Source organism: Erythrobacter sp. NFXS35, assembly GCF_040148725.1.
In the GTDB taxonomy this organism is placed as follows: domain Bacteria; phylum Pseudomonadota; class Alphaproteobacteria; order Sphingomonadales; family Sphingomonadaceae; genus Erythrobacter.
In genome coordinates this window covers 73,973-93,935 of record NZ_JAGDEB010000004.1, presented here as the reverse complement: position 1 = coordinate 93,935, position 19,963 = coordinate 73,973, and the positions used below count along the sequence as shown (strand labels likewise).

16 protein-coding genes are annotated in these 19,963 nt (G+C 59.8%); 8 read left to right on the top strand and 8 right to left on the bottom strand.

Features of this window, described 5'->3' with window-relative positions; genetic code table 11:
- Window positions 1-524: 524 nt before the first annotated feature.
- The 3 genes from J3454_RS15550 to J3454_RS15540 form a co-directional block, all read right to left on the bottom strand.
- The gene (locus J3454_RS15550) at window positions 525-1,562 is read right to left on the bottom strand and encodes an IS110 family RNA-guided transposase (RefSeq protein WP_349514692.1); all 1,038 of its coding nucleotides are present in this window, start codon (window positions 1,560-1,562) and stop codon (window positions 525-527) included.
- Between the two features lie 195 nt (window positions 1,563-1,757).
- Window positions 1,758-2,147 carry a type II toxin-antitoxin system VapC family toxin gene (locus J3454_RS15545; protein ID WP_349514691.1) on the bottom strand — a complete coding sequence of 130 codons (390 nt, stop codon included), beginning with the start codon at window positions 2,145-2,147 and terminating at the stop codon, window positions 1,758-1,760.
- Window positions 2,140-2,388 (bottom strand): AbrB/MazE/SpoVT family DNA-binding domain-containing protein, encoded by a 249-nt coding sequence (locus tag J3454_RS15540; protein WP_349514690.1) that lies wholly within the window; start codon window positions 2,386-2,388, stop codon window positions 2,140-2,142. The genes J3454_RS15545 and J3454_RS15540 overlap by 8 nt, the downstream gene beginning before the upstream one ends.
- Window positions 2,389-2,620: 232 nt before the next feature.
- Here J3454_RS15540 and J3454_RS15535 point away from each other — a divergent pair, with 232 nt between their 5' ends.
- The gene (locus J3454_RS15535) at window positions 2,621-3,007 is read left to right on the top strand and encodes a recombinase family protein (protein ID WP_349514689.1); all 387 of its coding nucleotides are present in this window, start codon (window positions 2,621-2,623) and stop codon (window positions 3,005-3,007) included.
- Here J3454_RS15535 and J3454_RS15530 read toward each other — a convergent pair.
- Both J3454_RS15530 and J3454_RS15525 read right to left on the bottom strand, forming a co-directional pair.
- A protein-coding gene (locus J3454_RS15530; RefSeq protein ID WP_502878617.1) for an IS3 family transposase occupies window positions 2,957-4,083 on the bottom strand; the annotation gives its coding sequence in 2 pieces (ribosomal slippage) (window positions 2,957-3,843 and window positions 3,843-4,083; 1,128 coding nt in all). The two genes, J3454_RS15535 and J3454_RS15530, sit on opposite strands and share 51 nt — an antisense overlap.
- Window positions 4,084-4,115: 32 nt before the next feature.
- A complete protein-coding gene (locus J3454_RS15525) occupies window positions 4,116-4,298 on the bottom strand; it encodes a hypothetical protein (RefSeq protein ID WP_349514687.1) in 183 nt (60 codons plus the stop codon).
- Between the two features lie 299 nt (window positions 4,299-4,597).
- Between J3454_RS15525 and J3454_RS15520 the strand changes: the two genes are divergently transcribed.
- Window positions 4,598-5,764, top strand: coding sequence for an L-lactate dehydrogenase (locus J3454_RS15520; protein ID WP_349514686.1), 1,167 nt, complete (start codon window positions 4,598-4,600; stop codon window positions 5,762-5,764).
- A 117-nt stretch (window positions 5,765-5,881) separates the two neighbouring features.
- Here J3454_RS15520 and J3454_RS15515 read toward each other — a convergent pair whose 3' ends face one another.
- Window positions 5,882-7,117, bottom strand: a complete 1,236-nt coding sequence (locus J3454_RS15515) for an MFS transporter (RefSeq protein WP_349514685.1) — start codon at window positions 7,115-7,117, stop codon at window positions 5,882-5,884.
- A 189-nt stretch (window positions 7,118-7,306) separates the two neighbouring features.
- Between J3454_RS15515 and J3454_RS15510 the strand changes: the two genes are divergently transcribed.
- The 4 genes from J3454_RS15510 (at window position 7,307) to J3454_RS15495 (ending at window position 11,368) form a co-directional block, all read left to right on the top strand.
- A complete protein-coding gene (locus J3454_RS15510; protein ID WP_349514684.1) occupies window positions 7,307-8,053 on the top strand; it encodes an SDR family oxidoreductase in 747 nt (248 codons plus the stop codon).
- A 62-nt stretch (window positions 8,054-8,115) separates the two neighbouring features.
- Window positions 8,116-8,820, top strand: a complete 705-nt coding sequence (locus J3454_RS15505) for a GntR family transcriptional regulator (RefSeq protein WP_349514683.1) — start codon at window positions 8,116-8,118, stop codon at window positions 8,818-8,820.
- An 86-nt stretch (window positions 8,821-8,906) separates the two neighbouring features.
- Complete coding sequence (gene kce, locus J3454_RS15500) at window positions 8,907-9,842, top strand: 3,5-dioxohexanoate:acetyl-CoA acetone transferase (RefSeq protein WP_349514682.1); 936 nt, start codon at window positions 8,907-8,909, stop codon at window positions 9,840-9,842.
- 83 nt (window positions 9,843-9,925) lie between these two features.
- Complete coding sequence (locus tag J3454_RS15495) at window positions 9,926-11,368, top strand: APC family permease (RefSeq protein WP_349514681.1); 1,443 nt, start codon at window positions 9,926-9,928, stop codon at window positions 11,366-11,368.
- Here J3454_RS15495 and J3454_RS15490 read toward each other — a convergent pair.
- Complete coding sequence (locus J3454_RS15490; RefSeq protein ID WP_349514680.1) at window positions 11,355-14,513, bottom strand: amidohydrolase family protein; 3,159 nt, start codon at window positions 14,511-14,513, stop codon at window positions 11,355-11,357. The two genes, J3454_RS15495 and J3454_RS15490, sit on opposite strands and share 14 nt — an antisense overlap.
- Here J3454_RS15490 and J3454_RS15485 point away from each other — a divergent pair.
- Window positions 14,496-14,804 carry a hypothetical protein gene (locus tag J3454_RS15485; RefSeq protein WP_349514679.1) on the top strand — a complete coding sequence of 103 codons (309 nt, stop codon included), beginning with the start codon at window positions 14,496-14,498 and terminating at the stop codon, window positions 14,802-14,804. The two genes, J3454_RS15490 and J3454_RS15485, sit on opposite strands and share 18 nt — an antisense overlap.
- Here the strand turns inward: J3454_RS15485 and J3454_RS15480 are convergent.
- Entirely contained in the window at window positions 14,784-17,084 is a 2,301-nt protein-coding gene (locus J3454_RS15480; RefSeq protein ID WP_349514678.1) for a penicillin acylase family protein, read from the bottom strand. The two genes, J3454_RS15485 and J3454_RS15480, sit on opposite strands and share 21 nt — an antisense overlap.
- 206 nt (window positions 17,085-17,290) lie before the next feature.
- Here J3454_RS15480 and J3454_RS15475 point away from each other — a divergent pair, with 206 nt between their 5' ends.
- The gene (locus tag J3454_RS15475; protein WP_349514677.1) at window positions 17,291-19,666 is read left to right on the top strand and encodes a TonB-dependent receptor; all 2,376 of its coding nucleotides are present in this window, start codon (window positions 17,291-17,293) and stop codon (window positions 19,664-19,666) included.
- Window positions 19,667-19,963: the final 297 nt, after the last annotated feature.

Here is a 19,963-nt window from a genome sequence, read left to right as displayed (position 1 = left end):
GTGTGTCTTCTCCAGCGACACGTCCAGGCCAGCAAAGTAATCCATGATCTGCCTCCTCTTCTACGCCAGAGCTGAATATATCAGTCTCCATCGAAGAGCCGCCAGACCATTACCCCATGTTGAAAAAGTCGGAGGGCGAAATGTTCGTGCGCGAGGGTGCGGGAATATTATGCAATTTCCATCGCCTTTGAATCAACTATGCTCACGCAAAGTATTCAAAGTTCGATTGTTTCGCGACGTTCTGAGGCGCCGCGTTTTTCAACACAATCCATCTGTGGACGCCCCGAAAGATGCAAGAGTAAAATCGGGTATTGGCGGTAGTCGGATGCTGCCATCTGTCCGGCCTGTTAGCGCGGCGCTGTGCCGCTGGCCCGTATGGGAGTTCGCGAACCGGATCCACATCACCCACTCGTGCTCTGAGGTACTGTGGAAAGGTCTGGTTTTCCGGCTCCGTCTCGCCGACTGTGGTGCCATACCCTCCTTCGGTCTCTTACCTCTACCGACGACCTCTGGTCCGCCTCAGCTTACGCTGCTGCCGCGACCGGAGCCCTGTAATCCTCACCCTTCGTCAGGACCGCCCAGATGATCCGGGCGGTCTTGTTCGCCAGCGCGACCGTGACCAGCATGCGCGGCTTTCTGGCCAGCATCTGCTCGAGCCATGAGCCGCGCGGGGCGCCGCGCTTGCTGGCCTGCCGAACGACGGCACTGCTGCCGATGATCAGCAGCCGTCGCAGCGTGCGCTCGCCCATCTTCGAGATCGAGCCGAACCTCTCCTTGCCACCGGTCGAGTGCTGCCGCGGCGTAAGCCCGAGCCATGCTGCAAAGTCGCGCCCCCTCGCAAAGCCCTCCGCCGGTGGTGCCAGGGCGAGCAGCGCGGTTGCCGCGATCGGCCCGATGCCGGGGATGGTCATCAGCCGCCGGGCAGCCTCATCTTCCCGTGCGCGCCTTGCGATCTCCTTGTCGAGCAGCTTGATCTGCTCGTTCAGCTGCTCGAGCTGACCGGTCATCACCAGGAACATCGATCGCGCTGCTTCAGGCAAGGATCCCCCGATCTCCTCGTCTTCCTCGAGCAGGCTCGCCAGCACGCTGATGTGCGAGGGCCCCTTGGGCGCTACCCACCCGAACTCGGTCAGATGACCGCGGATCGCGTTGATGAGCTGGGTGCGCTGGCGCACCAGCAGATCGCGCGTGCGGAACACCATCCCGGCAGCCTGCTGCACTTCGGTCTTGATCGCCGCATAGCGCATGCTCGGGCGCTGGGCTGCCTCGCAGATCGCCTCGGCATCGACCGCATCGTTCTTGTTCCGCTTCACGAACGGCTTCACGTAAGCCGGCGGGATCAACTTCACCTCATGCCCCAGCGAGGCGATCTCGCGGGCCCAGTGATGCGCCCCGCCGCAGGCCTCGAGCGCGACGACACACCGCGGCTGCGCTGCAAAGAACTCCAGCAGCTTCGCGCGGGTCAGCCGCCGGCTGAACACCATCTGCCCGCGCGCATCCGCGCCGTGCGCATGAAAAACAGTCTTCGCAATATCCAACCCGATCGTGCTAACCTCTGCCATGGACGCCTCCTTCTAGTGGTGCAAAACACCTCCACTATGGCACATAGATGCCGTCGGGGGGCGTCCACCCCATCACCCACATTCGGTCATGAGCGCGGTTGCTGCGCGATCCCGAAAGCTCCATGGCAGCTTCTGGGAGAACCAGACGTTAATTCTGGCGGGCGCGAACGACCGGGTGTGGGTCAACAGCGGAACTTAGCGAAGAACTTCGACGGCGGTATCAAGCTCGAGTTTACCCCATGCCCGATCGGTGGTCACTGCAACTGCATTGCAGGACTCAGCTGCGCTAAGGCACGCTCGATCCCCCAACGACAACCCGATGCTTCGCGTTGCCGTACGCAACAGTCCGGCACGCACTGCCTGACTCTGATCGAACGCGAGCACGTCGAAATTGAGCTCTTCAAGACTGGAAGTGATGACCTCATAGGGCACGCCGCCTTCTTGGAGTTTGGCAACAACCTCAGAAAGGTTCACGGCGCTGATCTGGCTGGCAGCAAGCCGCTCTCGGATCTGATCGCCGCCGTCCTCCCCGAGCATCATCGCGAGCACGGCCGAAGCATCCAGCATGTAGCGCTTATCACTCATTTTCGGCGGCAGTCCGGCGCTCAGCTATCAATTCGTCGGATAAGCTGCGACTTGGGTCGACATACTTGCGCAACTTTGCCTGAACGCGGGTCACAGCATCGCGATAGGGCCGCACGTGGATTTCTCCATCGACCACTTCGAGCAAGACTGTATCGCCATCGGACAGAGAAAGCGCACGCCGGATCTCCACCGGCAATTGCAGCCTTCCCCCTGAAACAAGTTTTCCCCGCTGTACGTTCATGAGGCACTTTCTGTATAGCTCGCTGACAAATACACTCTTCCAGACCCTGTATCAAGCGCTAGCCTATACATCAGAAATGAGAGAGGCTCGTGCGACCGCTGCGGATCGCTCACCGGACACTTTTACGGGACCAGAGGTCAGACCCCCCTGCCCTCCGCAAATCCGGCTTGCGGCCTCTCTCATTAAGGTGGTACACTTTATTTTCTCACACAGGGGCCTTATCCGTTACAAAATGACCGACACTCTCATCGGATATGCCCGCTGCTCGACCGACAAGCAGGATCTCACCGCCCAGCGCCGCGCGCTGATCGAGCTCGGCGTGCCCGAAGACCGCATCTACACCGACCACGGCCTGACCGGCCGCAACCGCGACCGCCCCGGCCTCGCCCAGGCTCTGGCTGCGGTCCGCGCCGGCGAGACTCTGGTGGTGCCCAAGCTGGATCGCCTTGCCCGGTCGGTGCCGGACGCGCGTGCGATCGCCGACGATCTGGAGAAGCGAGGCGTAAGTCTAGCGCTCGGCAAGCAGGTCTATGGACTTGTAACGGTTTTGTGCCGGTCGCCTATCTCACTATGCCACCTTGGCTTCGAATGCGAGCGGGCTGATGCCGCCCAGATATGAATGGCGCCTGCGGGTGTTGTAGAACCCGTTGATGTATTGGAAGATGGCAGCTTCAGCCTGACGCCTGGTTGGCCATTTCTGCCGCCAGATCAGTTCTGCCTTCAGGGATTTGAAGAACGTCTCGACCGCGGAGTTGTCATAGCAATTGCCTTTGCCGCTCATTGATGGACGCAGGCCATGGGCCTGCAGCTTCTTCTGATAGTCGTAGGAGCAATATTGGCTGCCGCGATCCGAGTGGAAAAGGCAGTCTGGCGGTGGATTACGCAGCCGCACCGCCATATCGAGTGCACGGATCGCCAGATCCTTCTTCATTCTGTCGCTGACGGCCCAGCCCACCACCCGGCGGCTATGCAGATCAAGGATGACAGCCAGGTAGAGCCAGCCTTCCAACGTCCAGATATAGGTGATGTCGCCGGCCCACTTCTGGTTGGGCGCAGCGGCAACAAAATCCCCGTCGAGCCAGTTGGCCGCGACACCCAGACGGTGGTTGCTGTCGGTGGTGACCTTGTGTCTGCGGGTGCGGACCGGCTTTATCCCGTTGATCTTCATCAGCCGTCCGACCCGGCGCTCGCCGACAGCGAGGCCTGCCTCTTTGAGTTCCATTGTCATGCGAGGACGACCATAGCTGCCCAGGCTCAGGCTATACTGCTCCCGGATATGGGCCAGCACTGCCATGTCCGTGCGGGAACGCTGGCTGACTGGTCGCGTGCGCCACGAGCGATAACCACGCGTGCTGACCTGCATCACACGGCAGAGCATCTCGACCGGCCAGACGTGACGCCAGCTCTCCACGAATGCAAACCTCACGGCCGCTGGCTCGCGAAGAACTGCGTGGCCTTTTTTAGGATGTCCCTCTCCTCCTTGAGCACGCGGTTCTCAAGGCGAAGCCGTTCGTTCTCGCGGGCCAGATCTGCCTGCGGCGCTGACGCCAGATCAGTTGGCCGATACTGTGCCAGCCATTTACCCAGCGTCGATTTACCAATGCCCAAATCCTGGGCCACACGCTCACGCGATAGCCCACTGGTCAGCGCAATCCGCACCGCCTCCTGCTTGAACTCTTCGGAATGCTTCATCATCTCGTCGGTCTCCTGTTGCGAGCTCTAAACGCTCAGGTGACCGGCGCAAAACCGTTACAAGTCCACTTGGCGCCGTCGCTATAGCCGAGCCCGCGGGTCAAGAGCGGCCGGAAACGTTCAAACTCTACCGTGCCTGACAAAGCCTCAAGCGGATCTCCGTCCTTGCTCAGCCGCTCCAGGTGCTCCGCCAGCGAAAACAGGCTGCGTGGGTGCATCAAAACTCTCCGTCCAATGCACCGAGTGAATCACAGGACGTGCCTCAAAGCGAGGGGTTTTTGCGGGTGTCCATCTACTCAAGAGTTGGAGCCTCCGGCAATCCCGGGGCGGTTCATCGTGCTGGACGGCCTGCCCCCAAGCAAACCGTATCAAGGCAACAAAAACGCTCGCATCTCCTAGTGTTTGTATGCACTGTGCCTACAGATGGCAGGGGGTGCCGTGAGGGCGCCCGAAGCAATTTTTCACCACGGCCAACAAGGGGCGTGCGAGGGCGTAAGGGACCGACGGGGGCGACAAGATGACTAAACCACTGGCTCTCGTTGACGCCAGCCACGACGATTTCCGAAGACGCGCAGAGCGCCGCCTACCCCGCGTGCTGTTCGACTACATAGATGGCGGCGCGGGTACAGAAAGAACACTCACTCGCAATACCGAAGACTGGCAAGATTTGCTTTTGCACCAGAGAGTGTTGGTCGACGCATCTGGGCTAGATTGCTCGATCGAGTTGTTCGGCGAAAAGCTCGCCATGCCGCTCGCATTGGCCCCCATTGGCATGGGCGGCATCGTCGCGCGCCGGGGGGAGATACAGGCAAAGCGGGCGGCTGATGCTGCAGATGTTCCATTTTGCCTTTCGACTGTCAGCATATGCTCGATCGAGGAAATCTCTGCTGTTCCAGGCAGGTCATCATGGTTCCAACTTTACATGCTCAAGGACCGAGGGATCGTGGCGGAGCTTCTCGAACGAGCCTGGGAGCAAGGCGTGCGCACCCTTGTATTCACCGTTGATCTTGCCATGACCGGCACACGTTTTCGTGATATCCGTAACGGAATGTCCGGCGGACTGAAACTGTGGGGAAGATTGCGGTCAGGAGCTTTCGATTATGCGCTGCACCCAGGCTGGTTGTGGGATGTCGGGCTCAACGGCGGGCCGCACACCTTCGGCAACATCGCCCGATATGTCTCCGGACCGCGCAATCCGCTCGATTTCGTTTCCTGGCTTGGCCAACAGTTCGACAACTCGGTGACATGGAAGGACATTGAATGGCTGCGCAACGCATGGAAGGGCAATCTTGTCCTCAAGGGTATCCTTGACGAAAGGGATGCGCAATTGGCTGTAGGAATAGGTGCCGACGGGATCATTGTCTCAAACCATGGCGGCCGCCAACTCGACGGCGCAGCCTCCACGGCAAGAAAACTGCCGCACATTGCAGATCATGTAGGGAGCAAAACCATCGTCCTGGTCGATGGTGGAATCCGAACAGGCCAAGACCTGTTCTGCGCCCTTGCGCTCGGCGCCAAGGCTGTGTTGGTTGGTCGACCTTGGGCCATGGCACTGGCCGCGGCGGGAGAACGCGGCGTTGACCGGATGCTTTCGTCCATGAAACAGGACTTGCGGACAACAATGGCCCTTACCGGAATTTCCAAGGTCGACGACATAGGTCGTAGTTCTCTGCTAGTGGATTGATATACTTTATCCTCCTTGTTGCGGCTCGCCTCGAGCCGAAAAAGTAACGCCGGCCGATCTCGGCAGCTGGAAGACGTCGAGACCTGCGAGATTGTTGAACGGTAGGGCAAAAATCGATTAGTGCTGCTTGAGTAGGAATAATGCACACACGAGCGCCAGAATTGCCGTCGGGATAATCCCGAGCAGCACTGCATTCGGGCCGTATCCCGCTGCAAGTATGGCTGTCGCGGCTGCGGGTCCGGCAACCGATCCCATGCGGCCGATCGACACCGCGCTGCCCACTCCCAATCCGCGAATACGGACCTCATAAATGTCGGCCGCGAGCCCATAGAGGAGGAATTGTGCCCCCAGCACGAAAACTCCGATCAAGCCACCGGCGATGAACACGGGAAGAGGCGCATTGCCAATCAACGCAAGGCCACCTGTAGACACGATCAGGCCGATGTATGTGAAGAGATACGTACGAAAGGCCCCCAGACGATGGAGAACAAAAGCAAGCAGAGCAGCGCCCAACGCCCCGAAAAAATTGAAGCACAGAGCAACGATGATCGCCTGCTTCTTGTCAAAGCCGCGTTCGATCAAAAGCGTGGGTAGCCAGTTCAAAACCAGGTAGATAATGCCCAGCGTTAGGCAAAATCCCAGCCATAGCAGTATGGTCTTGGTCCGATAATCCTCCTGGAACAGAGATGCGAAACCGGGGTTGGTAAGCGCAGTTTGGCTATCGGCGACCACTGGCGAATCTCCGCGCAAAAAAACCTGCATCAAGAGCGCAACCGCGAGAGGCATTATCCCCCCGACAATAAAAACTTCACGCCATCCGTGCAGTGCGCCGCTGGCGATCAAAGCACTGATCAGGGCACCGCCCATCGGCATACCGGCAGACATGATTATCACCCTGCGCGAACGGGTACGCGCTGGCCCACTTTCCGCAGCCAGCGCGATGAGGTTCGGCAAGGCGCCGCCAAGCCCAAGGCCAACTAGAAATCGCCAACCGAGAAATGTCTCAATACTGTTCGCCATCGCGTTGCACAGGCAAAACAGCCCAAAACTGGCCACCGACAAAACGAGCACAGGCTTTCGCCCCCATCGATCTGCTGCCCAGCCGCCAAGCATGGCTCCAATAAAGAGTCCAAGGGTATTCAGCGTAAAAGCGTAACCGGTTTGGGCAATCGACATATCCAGTTCTTTGGAAAAGAACGGGGCGGTTACGCTCGCTGCTTGAAGGTCAAATCCCTCGATTACCGCACCGACAGCGCATAGTAGCAAAGGCAACTTTGGTGCCGCTGCACTATCCTCAATCTTTGCTGCAATGCCCATGTTCGCCCGGGCTTCCAAATGCTGTTGCAAATCCATGAGTGGTGGGGCTCCTTCCATTGCTTGCACGGTGTTGGAGCCTACTTGGCCGCGTGCACCTGCAGAATCCAAGCTTGCGTCAGTTCTGATCTTTGATCAATAGAATACCTGAGCGACAGGCCGGACAATCGGCCAGGCCAGTTCAAGGATCCTACAGAGAAGCCTTTCCGGCGCGTTGGAGCATAACAGATGCAGGTACTAGTAACGGCGGGAGCCTCGGGCATTGGTCGCGCAATTGCAGAAAGATTTGCAGATTCGGGCGCAACGGTCCGCATCTGCGATGTGTCAGCGCAGGCCATCGCCCTGCTCGGCCGCGAACGGCCGGACATTGCAGCGACCCAGGCCGATGTCGCAGACCAAGACCAAGTCTCGGCTTTGTTCGAAGCAGTTGGGCCAAGCCTCGATGTGCTGGTCAACAATGCCGGAATCGGAGGCCCTCGCGGACCCGTCGAAGCAATCGACGACGCTGAATGGGAACGCACCATGGCAGTAAACGTCACCGGGGCGATGCGAGTCACCCGCCACGCCGTCCGCCTCATGAAAGCCGCGGGCAGCGGCGCGATAGTAAATATTTCGACCGCATCGGTGCGTACCGGGCTCCCTCAAAGAACAGCTTATGTGACGTCGAAGCAGGCGCTGATGGGCCTTACCGCAAACCTGGCCCGCGAACTTGGTCCCGACAACATCCGCTGCAACGCCATTTTGCCGGGGCTGATTGACAACCCGCGCGGCCGAAGTCTGGTTGAACAAGCCGCAGCAAGCCAAGGGCGCAGCGTGGCGGAAGTGGAGGCAGAGATGCTTCGCTTCATATCGATGCGCTGCTGGATCAACCCGACCGAAGTCGGCGACCTCGCCGTGTTCCTGGCATCGGACGCCGCGCGGCACATTACTGGCCAGTTCATCGCTGTTTGCGGTGGCGCCGAATGGGAGGGTTGAGCGCAACCCATGGACAGAGCCCTCAGGCTCAGCCTAAAAGCCGGGCAAAGTGGAGTCTGTGGATGACGATTGGTGCGCGCAAGAATCGGCTGACCCCGGTTCATCGCAACACGTTGAAAGAACAAAGTTATTCTGAACTGCGCCGTGCGCTGATCATGGGCCGATTCGAGCCTGGCGAGAATGTCACGGTCAAGCTGCTCGCGGAGCAACTCGGCTCGGGCATCATGCCGGTGCGCGAGGCGGTGCAGCGACTGGTCGCGGAAGGCGCGCTCGTTAACCTTCCCAGCGGCCGCGTATGCGTCCCCTCGTTGACGCGGGCGGAATTCGACGACATCGTAGAGATCCGGCTCCTGCTGGAGCCACATTGCTGCGGCAAGGCAGCCGCCGTGATGACCAGCGAAAGCCTCGCCGAAATTGCCAAGGCTCAAACCCGGCTGCGAAAAGCGAGCGCTGGTGAAAAATCCGAGGCAGTGTTGTGGGCGAACCATGAGTTCCACTTCACCATTTACCGACTTGGCAGCTCACCGCAGATGCTTGCGCAAATCGAGTCGGTATGGCTCTGCTTCGGCCCGATGATGCCCTACAGTCAGACGGACAGCGCCGGGGCGCCCGAGTATATCGAGGCCGAACTCAAGACCCAGGATGAACTGGTTGCAGCACTGGCCGCGCGAGACGCCGTGCGTTCAGCCCGGCTGATGTCGGAAATAATCGCGGGCACGGCCGATTGGTATCACAAGTCCTACCCGTTCGAGGAGGATGGCGGGTAATTTTGATCAAACATATTCGATCAATTTGTTGACTGCAGCCACTGTTTGAGTCACCCTTGTGCTTGTCCAGGTACAGGGAAATTAACATGCGCAAATCTCGCAAGACGATCATTACGTGCGCCGTTACCGGTTCGATCCACACCCCATCGATGTCCCCCCATCTGCCGATAACGCCGGATGACATTGCCTCGCAGTCGATCGCGGCTGTCGAAGCAGGCGCAGCGATCGTCCACTTGCACGCGCGCGACCCCCACGACGGGCGGCCAACTCCCGACCCAAAAGTGTTCGCTGAGTTTCTTCCTCGTATCAAGCAAGCCACCGACGCAGTACTGAACCTGACGACCGGCGGCGCCCCGGGCTTCACAATGGATGATCGACTCGCGGCGCCAGTCCAATTCCAGCCCGAGTTGACGTCGCTCAACATGGGTTCGATCAACTTCGGCGTGTTCGGTCTCGCGGCTCGTGACCAGCCGTGGAAGCATGCATGGGAACAGCCTTTTCTGGAAGGATCACATGCCGGTGCCCAGTCGAACACCTTTGCTCAGATAGAACGGGTGATCCGCGAGCTGCACGAAGGCTGCGGCACGCGGTTCGAATTCGAGTGCTATGATGTCGGCCACCTCTACACGCTCGCCCATTATGCTGACAAAGGCCTGCTGAAGCCGCCTTACTTTGTGCAGTGCATTTTCGGAATACTCGGCGGAATTGGCGCTGATATCGATCACCTGACGCATATGCGCAACACCGCAGACCGCCTGTTCGGAGATGATTACTACCTGTCCTGCTTCGCCACCGGTCGCCAGCAAATGCATTTCGTGACGACCTGTGCGTCAATGGGTGGCAACGTGCGCGTTGGTCTGGAAGACAGCCTCTATATCGGTCGGGGCGAACTGGCGACGAGCAACGCGCAGCAGGTCACCAAGATCAGATCAATCATCGAAACGCTGGGACTGGAGATCGCCAGCCCGGCAGAAGCACGCGAAATGCTGGCGTTGAAGGGCAGAGATAGCGTCGCCTTTTAGAAAACCTCACTTGAACCAGAACAGCCCCAAGTGGCGGCGAATGCAGAGGTGGAGAATGGGCGATTACGCGGCAGGTATTCGGGATGCATAATGCTCCGCGGCTCACGGGAAGCATCGGGCGCTTTCAGCTTTTCGCGCTCGGTTTTGGCTCGATCATCGGCTCGGCTTGGGTTGTGATCCTCAATCGCTGGCTGTTCGAAGCCGGCCCGTTTGGCGCTGTGCTTGGCTTTCTTGCCGGCGGCATCGCAGTTGTCGCGATAGGGTCCTGCTACGCCGAACTGACTGCGCGGGTCCCCAGGACCGGCGGCGACTTCACCTTCGCGCTTGCAGCTTTTGGTCCGAAACTGGCTTTTTTCGTTGGCTGGTTCGTTGCCTTGGGGTGGATATCGGTAACCGTATTCGAAGGCCTGGCTGTCGCCTGGGTCATCGAATTACTGTTCCCCGGCCTTCCCGACGTCGTACTTTATACAGTGCTCGACACCGCAGTGACGCGCAACCAATTGGCTATCGGTACAGCAGGCGCGGCCATGATTGCATGGGTCAATTACCGCGGCGGAACCTCATCGGCGCGGTTCCAGGGAGTGCTTACCTACGGTTTCCTGTTAATTGCGCTGGCACTGATCCTGTCGATGATGGTTTTCGGTGAGACCGCCCTGCTGCTCCCAGCCTTTCCGTCCATGCCCAGTGGTGCGCCTTGGTGGCAGGGCAGCCTTGCCATTTTCGCAAGCTGCGCATTCCTCCTCAACGGCTTTCAATCGATCGCACAGGCGGTCGAGGAACGCGCCAGCGGTGTTTCGCTGCGAACCGTCGCGCGCGTAATGATCGTATCGATCGCAGCGGCTGCGCTGTTCTATTGCCTGGCGGTCACAGCCGCATCAATGATGGAGCCATGGTCCGAACTGGCGACCGCGGACCTGGCGATGGTGCAGGCTGTGCGCGGCCTGCCAATGGGCGATACATTGGTGCGTATCCTGCTGCTGGTCCTGCTCGCCTCCTTGCTGAAAACGTGGAACGGCATCTTCTTTGTGGGCACGCGCATTCTTTTCGGGCTGGCGTCACGCGGTTTCCTGAGCCCGGCACTCACGCAACTGCACCCGCGCTTCGGCTCTCCGTACCGGATCATTTTGTTCATCGCCGCCATCAATATAACCGGCCTGTTGCTCGGTCGAGGCGCGGTGGGTCTGCTTGTCGATACCAGTGCGACCGCCGGCGTGATGAGCTTCGTCCTGTGCTGCGCAGCGGTGTTCGCACTGCGCCGCAAGCAGACCGCCGTGCCCGAATATGTCGTGCCCGGCGGCTATCTTGTCATTGGTTTCGCCCTGCTTGCGGCGGTAGCGATGGCCGCTTCAGCGTTGATCACCCCGCTTTTGCGCAGTGGTTTTCCGGTCGAGTATTTGATTCTGGGCAGTTGGGCCGTAATCGGCACGGTCACGCTCGTGCTCAGGCGTAACCTGTACCAGCGCACCGAAGCATCCGCAGCACCCGCCCCTGCGACAGGTGCTGCGGCCCCGCTCAGCGGGGCGTGACCGACTCCAAGGTGGCGGTCTCCAGCAGATCGCCTGCTTGCATCACATAGCGTATGCTCAGCGTATTTTGCACGTCTTCGAGCGGATCGGCATCAAGCACCAGGATATCGGCGATCTTCCCGACCGCCAGCGAGCCGAGTTCACGGTCCAGACCGATGAATTGCGCCGGGTGAAGGGTTGCTAGCCGCAGTGCCTCGATCGGAGTCATCGCTTCCGCGTAGCTCCAGATTTCCCAATGCGTGCCGAGACCAGGCTGCTCGCCATGCTCGCCCACGGTGCCGGTCCCGCCTGCGCGGACGATGTCGGCGAGACCTTCCGCAACTATCGGAAACGAGAATTCCCGTTTGGGCATGTGCGGCCGGAGCTGACTGTCCGCTTCCAGCCGCTGTGGATCAGCAAAGCGCTGGTGACGCGCGTCGCCGGCAAAATCGAAGCGCGTTCGCCAGTATTCCTTGGCCCCGTTGACGTGGCCTGCAACGCCCACGGTCGGGGAGTAATTAATCCCGGCCTTGCCGAAAAAGGTGCTTGCGTCGCCTGCAAGGGGGAGATCAAAAACGTTGTGTTCCCAACCTGTCTGGCCGTCGAGCGCCAAGCCCACATTCGCCAGAAGCGGCCCGCCTTCGCCAGTAAGGGTGACGGGCACTTCACGCGACGCCTGCGCCAGCCATTGCTGTTGCTCCCGCCGTGCCACACGGTAGTTCTTGATCGCGATGGCGCCAAAGTCCGTGCGGCGGCGCACCTCGAACCGGGCATCGTCGAGCGAATCAAGTTCGTTCCGGTCGCCGAACGTGGTTCCCTGTCCGATCACGATATCGGCGGTTGTGAAGATCCGCGGGCCGCGAACCATACCGCCTTCCACCGCCTGCGCCCAAGGAAAGGCCCACGATGCCGCAGTCGCCGGATCTACAATTGTCGTCACCCCGAATGCGAGATCCAGTGTGAATTCCGGCCGCTCCCACAGCACCTCGGGAAGCATCGGCAGGCGACCGAAGTGATGGGCGTGAACATCAATGAAACCTGGCAGGAGATATTTGCCGGCGACGTCCATCACCATGTCACCGGGTTCTTCTTGGCAGTCCCCCATGCAAGCGATCCTTGCGCCGGTTACCCGCAGGTCACCGGTCACAGGCAGAGAGCCCGGTTGCATAGTGATGAGCGTTCCGCCCTTGAACAGCACCGGTCGCTCTCCACTCTTGCGCGGGATGCGCAAGGTGATGGGAAGCACGCCGAGTTCGCTTTTGTCGGTGTCGTAACTCAGCAGCCTGTCGCTCGACACGAAGTCGATCACTGAATTGTTGCGCCAGCGGGGATACTCGCCGCCCTGTCCGGCACTAATTTCGGTAACGCCTTCCCGCGGCAGATTGGGATCAGCATCGAACACCGTCTGGGCCGAGAAGAGAGGCGCGCGGAGATCGGCAACGTAGGTCTTGCCCGCCGATGACCACACCACGCGTTGCCCGTCAGGCGACACAACCGGATAGTTCCAGGTCCGCTCAACGCCGACACGCGGTGCGAAGTTCAGGAGGGTGGTGGCGGTGCCATCAGGCGCGACTGAAATAACGCTGCTCACCGCCTCGATTGCGGACTGCGGCGGGAACGGATCCATTAGCCCTTGCAATCCCGCGGGATTGCGCTGTTCCTCGATCAGCACTGAACCATTTTCAGCGAAATAGGCGGGGCGCAGGCTGGAGATGTCGGCGATGAATTTTTCGGCCTGTGTCACAAGATCAGTAGAAATTACCGTCCACTTATCGAACAGGCTCCAAGCTTTCCGAGCGTCATAGCCCCGCGCATCCGGCTCGGGAAGGGCGCGCCTGACGGTTAGCAGGCGTTGCCCGTCACTGGACCACGCTGGATAGGCAAAGGTGCCGGGTGCGGTCGAGACCGCTACCGGGCGCCCACCGGAAGCGGGCATTCGCCATATTTGCCCGCCGTCCTGTGCTGACCATGTGACGAAAGCGATCTGACTGCCATCAGGCGAGAAGGTCGGCATCATCTGCTGCCCTTCGATGCCGCTCGCCATACCGTCTTCCAGCAGCGGTCGCACCTCGCCGTCGGTCGTGGTCATGACCCAGACACTGCCGAAAGCCTCGAATGCTGTGCGGTCACCGGTAGGCGATACTGTTGGCCACTGCAGGTATTTGGCAGCCACCGCTCTATCGTCAATCGTCCGGTTCCCGCGCGCCTGTTCAGACCCGACCCGCCTGACATGCGCGCTGAAGGGGATCGCCGTCTCGCGTCCGGAAGCAACGTCGATCCGGTGGATCTGTCCACGATAATTGGCAAACAGGGACTTTCCATCCGCCGACCATGAAAAGCCCGGATAGGCGCGGTAGGAATATTGCGCGTTCATTCGCGTTGCATCCTTGGCGGCCTCCGGGATCAACCGACGTTCCACGCCCGTTTCGAGGTTGCGCAAGAACAGGCTTGTGCGCGGGCCGAAGGTGTGGCCGCGATATTCGAACGTTTCGCCAGGCACTTCGCGCGCGAAAGCCAGCAGGCGTCCATCAGGTGAGGGCACGGGCGAGAGCGAGGGCGGCAAGGCACCGCCAGCAACCTCGGCATAGCCGGTAGCATCCAGCGTGGCCTGAAATTCGGGCGTAAGGCCGGTAAACTCGGTCCCATCGAGATTAAAAGTCCGGCCGGACGAAAACTCGTAGCGGAGCACCCGCCAGCCTGCGTTGAGCAGACCTTTACCCAAGTTGGTCGAGAAGGAAACGTTAAAGTACAGTGATGTACCGTCCGGCGAGAAAGCCGGCATTGTGTAGTGATCAGCCCTGCCAGCGAGGAGCTGAACCGGCGGCGATCCATCGAGAAACAGGCGCCACAATGTTTCGTTCTGGCGATGCCATGAACGGCCCGGCGTTTTGTAGGTGCGTACCGCGACCACGCTTTTGCCATCCGGCGCCCACACCGGCTCAGTAAAGCGCGTCTCCTTGTCCAGCAGCAGCGCTCGCGGCTTAGACCCATCGGCATTCATCACCCACACATTGTTTTGCCCGGACCGATCCGAAATGAACGCGATGTGTCGGCTATCGGGCGAATAGCGTGGGTGAAAGTTCAGTGCGACGCCCGATCCCTGCGTCATCGATTCCGCTTGGCCGCCTTCGACCGGAAGACGCCAGACGTGGCCGAGCAGGTCCATCACCAGCCAGCGGCCATCCGGAGAGGCATCGACGGAAACGTTGGTCGCCTCGGTCGTGGTGAATTCGATAAGGCGTGTCTCGCCTTTTGGCGTCATGAATTCGGTGCTGGCGCCCTCGCCCTGTTCTTCCAGATCGATTGGTGCGCGCAGGGCGGAAACATCCGCCACGCCAAAATCGTTGGCTCTGGCCGCGCCGGTCAGGCCTCCCAGCATGACCAGCGGAAGCGAAGCAGCCTGTACCGCGAAGCGCCATTTCTTCTTCATGATCGTTTACCTCGTGGTTTGCAGTGATAGCCGGGACTCGATGCTGGTGGACAGTTCGTCCCAATCGAACGGCACCGGCTTCAACGTCTGCATGGCGACCAATTCTTCGCTCTGGTCGTGCGCGTGCGGAGAAGCAGGATCATCGCTGATGCCGGGGTTCACGTATGTGTAGGAGCGGATGCCAGTCGGCGAGAGGAAATGGAGCTGCATGCGGCTTGACCCGGCATAAACGAATCGCTGCCAATCCGCGTTGGCTGCAGTAAAATCCGCAGCCAGCAGTGTAATGCCGCATGCAGTCGCATTGGCCCGGCAGTCAGGCGGGTAGCGCGGATCTTGGGGTGAAAACGGATCGGTCGCCCCGCCCGACATCGGCGCTGAACCCGCGCCGGTGGCGATCCGGAACTCCTCGCCATACCGCCGGGCAAAGCCGTTCGGCGCCTCGGCGAGGCGGGCGGCGGCCACGGTCAGCGCGGTTTGTGCCTTGCTAGCAAGTTGACTTGATAACCCGCCGCCGTCCAGAGCGGCGCGCAATTCCTCGACATCCGAAAGGACCAGTTCTTCGCGCAAGGCCTCGCGCCAGTAGATATATTTGAGCGCCGCCGTGGAACCCTTTTCCATCCGCCCGTCGAAGCTGAGCAGATCGCTGGTAAATGGGTCACTCGATGATACGGCCACGCGGCGCACGATCCGCAGCCATGCATCGGTACCAACCAATGCGGTGTCAAAGGCAAGCGCCCTTGCGTCAGCTTCTGAAAAGTTTGATTTCTGACCGATGGCCTCAAGGAACCTCATCGACCTGTTATTGCTCATACCGGCCGCAATGATGCCGTCGGCAAAATAATACTCCGGAAGCCCGGCTACTTCCGGATGCGGTTTTTCATCCATGAAGCGGGGATCGACATTGTTGTTTTGGAGATACCCCAACGTCGGCGATTTGATTGTCAGCATATCTTCGGCGCTATGCAGCCCACTCCAACGGAAGGCCGATGAATTGCCGGGAACCGGGCGGGTCCAGTCAAGCGCAGGATCGGAGCGCACGGGCGTCAGTCCGTTCCGCGCATACAGAATGTCGCCCTTGCTATCGGCAGCCAGCAGGTTTTGTGGGAAAAAGCCCCCGTCCCCCAGCGCAACGCGGAAATCATCGACCGTTTCTGCCTTCGCCAGCCGGTTGGCGATGTTGTGAAAGTCCGCCAGACGTTCGAGATACGGCGTACTGACGGCGTAAAGCACGCCATCCTTTTCGCCGACAATGGGGGACATGATCCCGTTGACCTCGGCATAGCGGAAGCGGAACTTGCGCGCAGCTTGGCCCAGCACGCTGATTTCGACCTCTTTGTTGATGATCGGTCGCGGCTCGCCATCGAACAGGTAGCTGTCTGCGTTTTCTTCTTCGACTGTGATCGCGTAGCAATCGGCCACGTCAGGTGATCCGGTGGTGACCGCCCAAGCCAGCTTTGCGTTGCGCCCGACGATCGGGAGCGGACCGTGCAGCAGGCCAGCATAGTTCAGGTCTCCCGCCTGGAGCCGAACCTCGTATGATGCCCGCCCATCCATGGGCCCGTGCGGGTCCGACAGCAGGATCGCGCCGCCGGTCGATGTCCGGGTCGGCATCAGGGCCCATTCGTTGGAGAAACCCTGCTCGTTCACGTCGGGCGGCTGAGCCGGACTAAAGAACTCCGCGCCTCCACGGCCGCAATCGCCAAGGCCGATGCCGCCTTGGTAGCCAAGCCACAGGTCGATCTGCGCCGAAGCGATAACATCGGCGAGGTCGATGTCCCGGGGACGCCAAGCAGGAACCGCCTCCGGATGGGCGGAAATATAGGCATCCACCCCGCGCAGCAGGGCCACGTAATTGGCCCGGACTTGTGGATCGAGCTTATCGATGAAGGCTGACGCTCGGCCTTTCAGGTCCCAAAGGCGCGCTTGGAAATCCAGTTCCACCAGCTTTTCCTGCATCGGTGCATCGGAGGGGAAGACCTGAGCGAGGAAAGCAGGAATAGAACCGGCTGGGATGGTGCTGGCAAGTTCCCCGCGGCCCCAAAGGATGCGGACAAAAAATCGCTCCGGTTGGTCCTGCAGCATTGCGTACCCGAGGCCGAAATAGCCATCAGCCTCGTCGGTGGCAAATATGCTTGGGACACCCCAGCGATCACGCACAATCTCAACCATTCCCTCGGAGATCGCCGGGCGCGCGTGCGGAGCCTCATCCGCCTTGCTCTGCGCTGCAGCAGAACCGCTTGCCGCCAGCCAGGACAACGCGAGAGCGGCCCCCTGGAGCGTTTTTCGGAACTGTTTCGAAAGTCTCATCTCGATTTCTCCAGCTGGCATTTCATCCAAGTCACGTCACTGACGTGAAATTTGCCAAAAATATACCTTAACCCACTGAATTACAGTGTTTGGCTATGAACCCGATGATCAGCGGAGCCAGCGTTCAAGCACGTAATCGAACCCTCTTGATGTTTGATCAAAGATCGTACATCAATAAGTCTGGTTTAATCGGGGGGAGGCTCCGCATGCAAGTCAAAAAACTTAAGATCGTCCGCAGCGTAATGCTGGCAACAGCGTCCGGTTTGGCGATGCCGGTGCTTCCTGCAGGTGCCGCCGCTCAGACGCAGCAGCAGTCGATGCCGCAGGCGAACACTGAGGTCACACCACAAAGCACTGACGACGGTGCGGCGAAAGAAATCATCGTGACTGCGCGCAAACGATCGGAAAGCCTTTCCGACGTGCCGATCTCGATTACAGCGCTCGACAATCGCGAACTGGTTCGTCAGGGCTCGCGCTCGATTGCCGATATTGGAAGGACGACTCCCGGGCTGGTGGTTGTGCCTTCGCCATTCGGGTCTGGCGGGACCCCCCTTATCCGCGGCGTTTCGTCGTTTGCGGGCGCGGCTACAGTCGGCATCTATCTTGATGATGTGCCACTGCAGTTCCGCCCCACGCCGTTCGCCGCCAATCCCGACCCGTTCTTGTTCGACATCGACCAGGTTGAGGTTCTGCGCGGGCCGCAAGGAACCCTCTATGGCGCAAGCTCGATGGGTGGAACGATCCGCTATGTCAGCAGGGGGCCGAGCTTTACTGAATTCACCGGCCAGGGCCGCGCCGAAGTCGCCTCGGTCGACGGCGGAGACATGAACTATGAAATCGCCGGCGCCATCGGCGGGCCGATTGTGGAAGACGTACTCGCCTTCAGGGTGTCGGCAGCCTACCGCCGCGAGGGCGGTTTCATCGAGCGCCGCAGTCGCACCACAAATCAAATCATCGAAGAGAACATCGACGATTCCGAAGTCTTCTCGGTGAACGCTACTCTTGCCTGGCGCCCCACCGAAAACCTCGAGATCAAGCCATCGCTGCTTTATCAGAGAGTCGAGACTGACGATTTTCCGCTTTTCATGCCTGCACTGCTAGGCCTCAGCCAGTTCAACACCTCGGAACAGCCGGCGACGGATTATTTCTACGTCCCGAGCCTAACGGTGAACTACGATTTCGGGTCCGCCAGCCTGACCTCGATTACGTCCTTTATGAAGAAACGCTCTGAAGGGCTCACCGATTACTCGACCTTGCAAGCCAACTTCATCATCGGGGCGGATTTCCTGCCCGGTTTCGAGGACCTTCCTTCAACAAGCCGCGCCACGCTCGACCAGAAGCACGTGACGCAGGAAATCCGTCTTGCGTCGACCTCCGATGGCCCCCTCTCCTGGATTGTCGGTGCCTTTTATCGCCGCACTGATGACACGTTCAATCAATTCGTCCGGGACGAAGCGATCGACCTGCTCTTCATCGAGCTTACCGGGGTGGATACAGAAACCCTGCTGGGCATACCGGTTCTTCCGAATCAAGGCGTGTTCCAGGGCGCAACGCGCACCATCGACGAACAATACGCTGCCTTCGGTGATCTCACCTATGCCATCACGCCGCAACTCAAGGCCAGCGTTGGCGTTCGTATCTCGCGCTCCAGCGTCGATTTCGACCGAACCACACAGGGACCGCTGAACGGCGGCGTCCAGACCATCCAAGGCACACAGTCAGACACACCAATCACTCCGAAATTCGGGCTGAGCTACCAATTCGACGACGGTCCGCTGCTTTATGCAACAGCAGAGCGTGGCTTCCGTCCTGGCGACGTCAATGCCCCCGTTCCAGCCGACAGGTGCGCGGCCGACCTCGCGGCTTTCGGCGGAATTGTTCCGGAGAATTTCGATTCCGACGCGTTGTGGAGCTACGAAGTCGGCGCCAAGGCCGATCTGTTTCAGCGCAAGCTGGCGGTGAACTTAGCCGTCTACCAGCTTGATTGGACTGACATACAACAGGAAATCGCCCTGCCCAATTGCGGCTTCGCATTCGTCGACAACCTCGGCACTGCCCGCAGTCGCGGGTTCGAATTCGAAATGCAGGCAAGGCCGTTTGAGTGGCTGACGCTGGGCGCACGAATTGGCTATGTTGACGCCCAACTCACATCGGACATCCTTGCCCCGCCTAATGCCGATACCGGCGAACAAGGGGTAATCTCGATTTCAGGCGACCCGCTGGTCGGCATTCCCGACTGGACAGCCGCACTTAATGGAGAAATTTCTTATCCGGTATCGGATAGATTGGAGTTCTACCTGCGCGGCGATTACCAGTACATCGGTTCTTCGGTACGGACGCAACCACCTGGGCGCCTCGGTCACAATCCGCTGGTGTTCATGGCCGACAGCTACGACCGTTCCTCGCTGCGTGCCGGATTGACGACAGATACCGGGCTGGATCTGGCCTTGTTCGTGGATAACCTGACAAACAATCAACCGGTGCTCCTGTCGACCAACGGGCTGTCCCCCATCACCGGAACACTCCGCCAGTCGACCTTGCGCCCGCGCACGATCGGCTTGCAGGTATCCCGACAGTTCTAGACGTTTGGCTCCAGCATGCGATGGAGCGGTTTCGACATCGTTATCGCTTAACGCATGACCAACGAGGATGGAGCGATCGTGCTCATAAATGGCTCGGCCTATGCCGCCTGTTCCGGTTTCGTAGTGGCAGCTTTGGCGTCCCGCATCGATGCCTAGGCGACATGGTCGATCCATTCGCCGTCTCCGGTACAGGAGGGTGAAGCGTGTGCCCGACCCTCGATCGCGGGTTCAGCGCTTCACGCAAATGTGCGGCTAGATCACTCGTAGCCAATCCGCAGACGACGGCAAACTGAAACA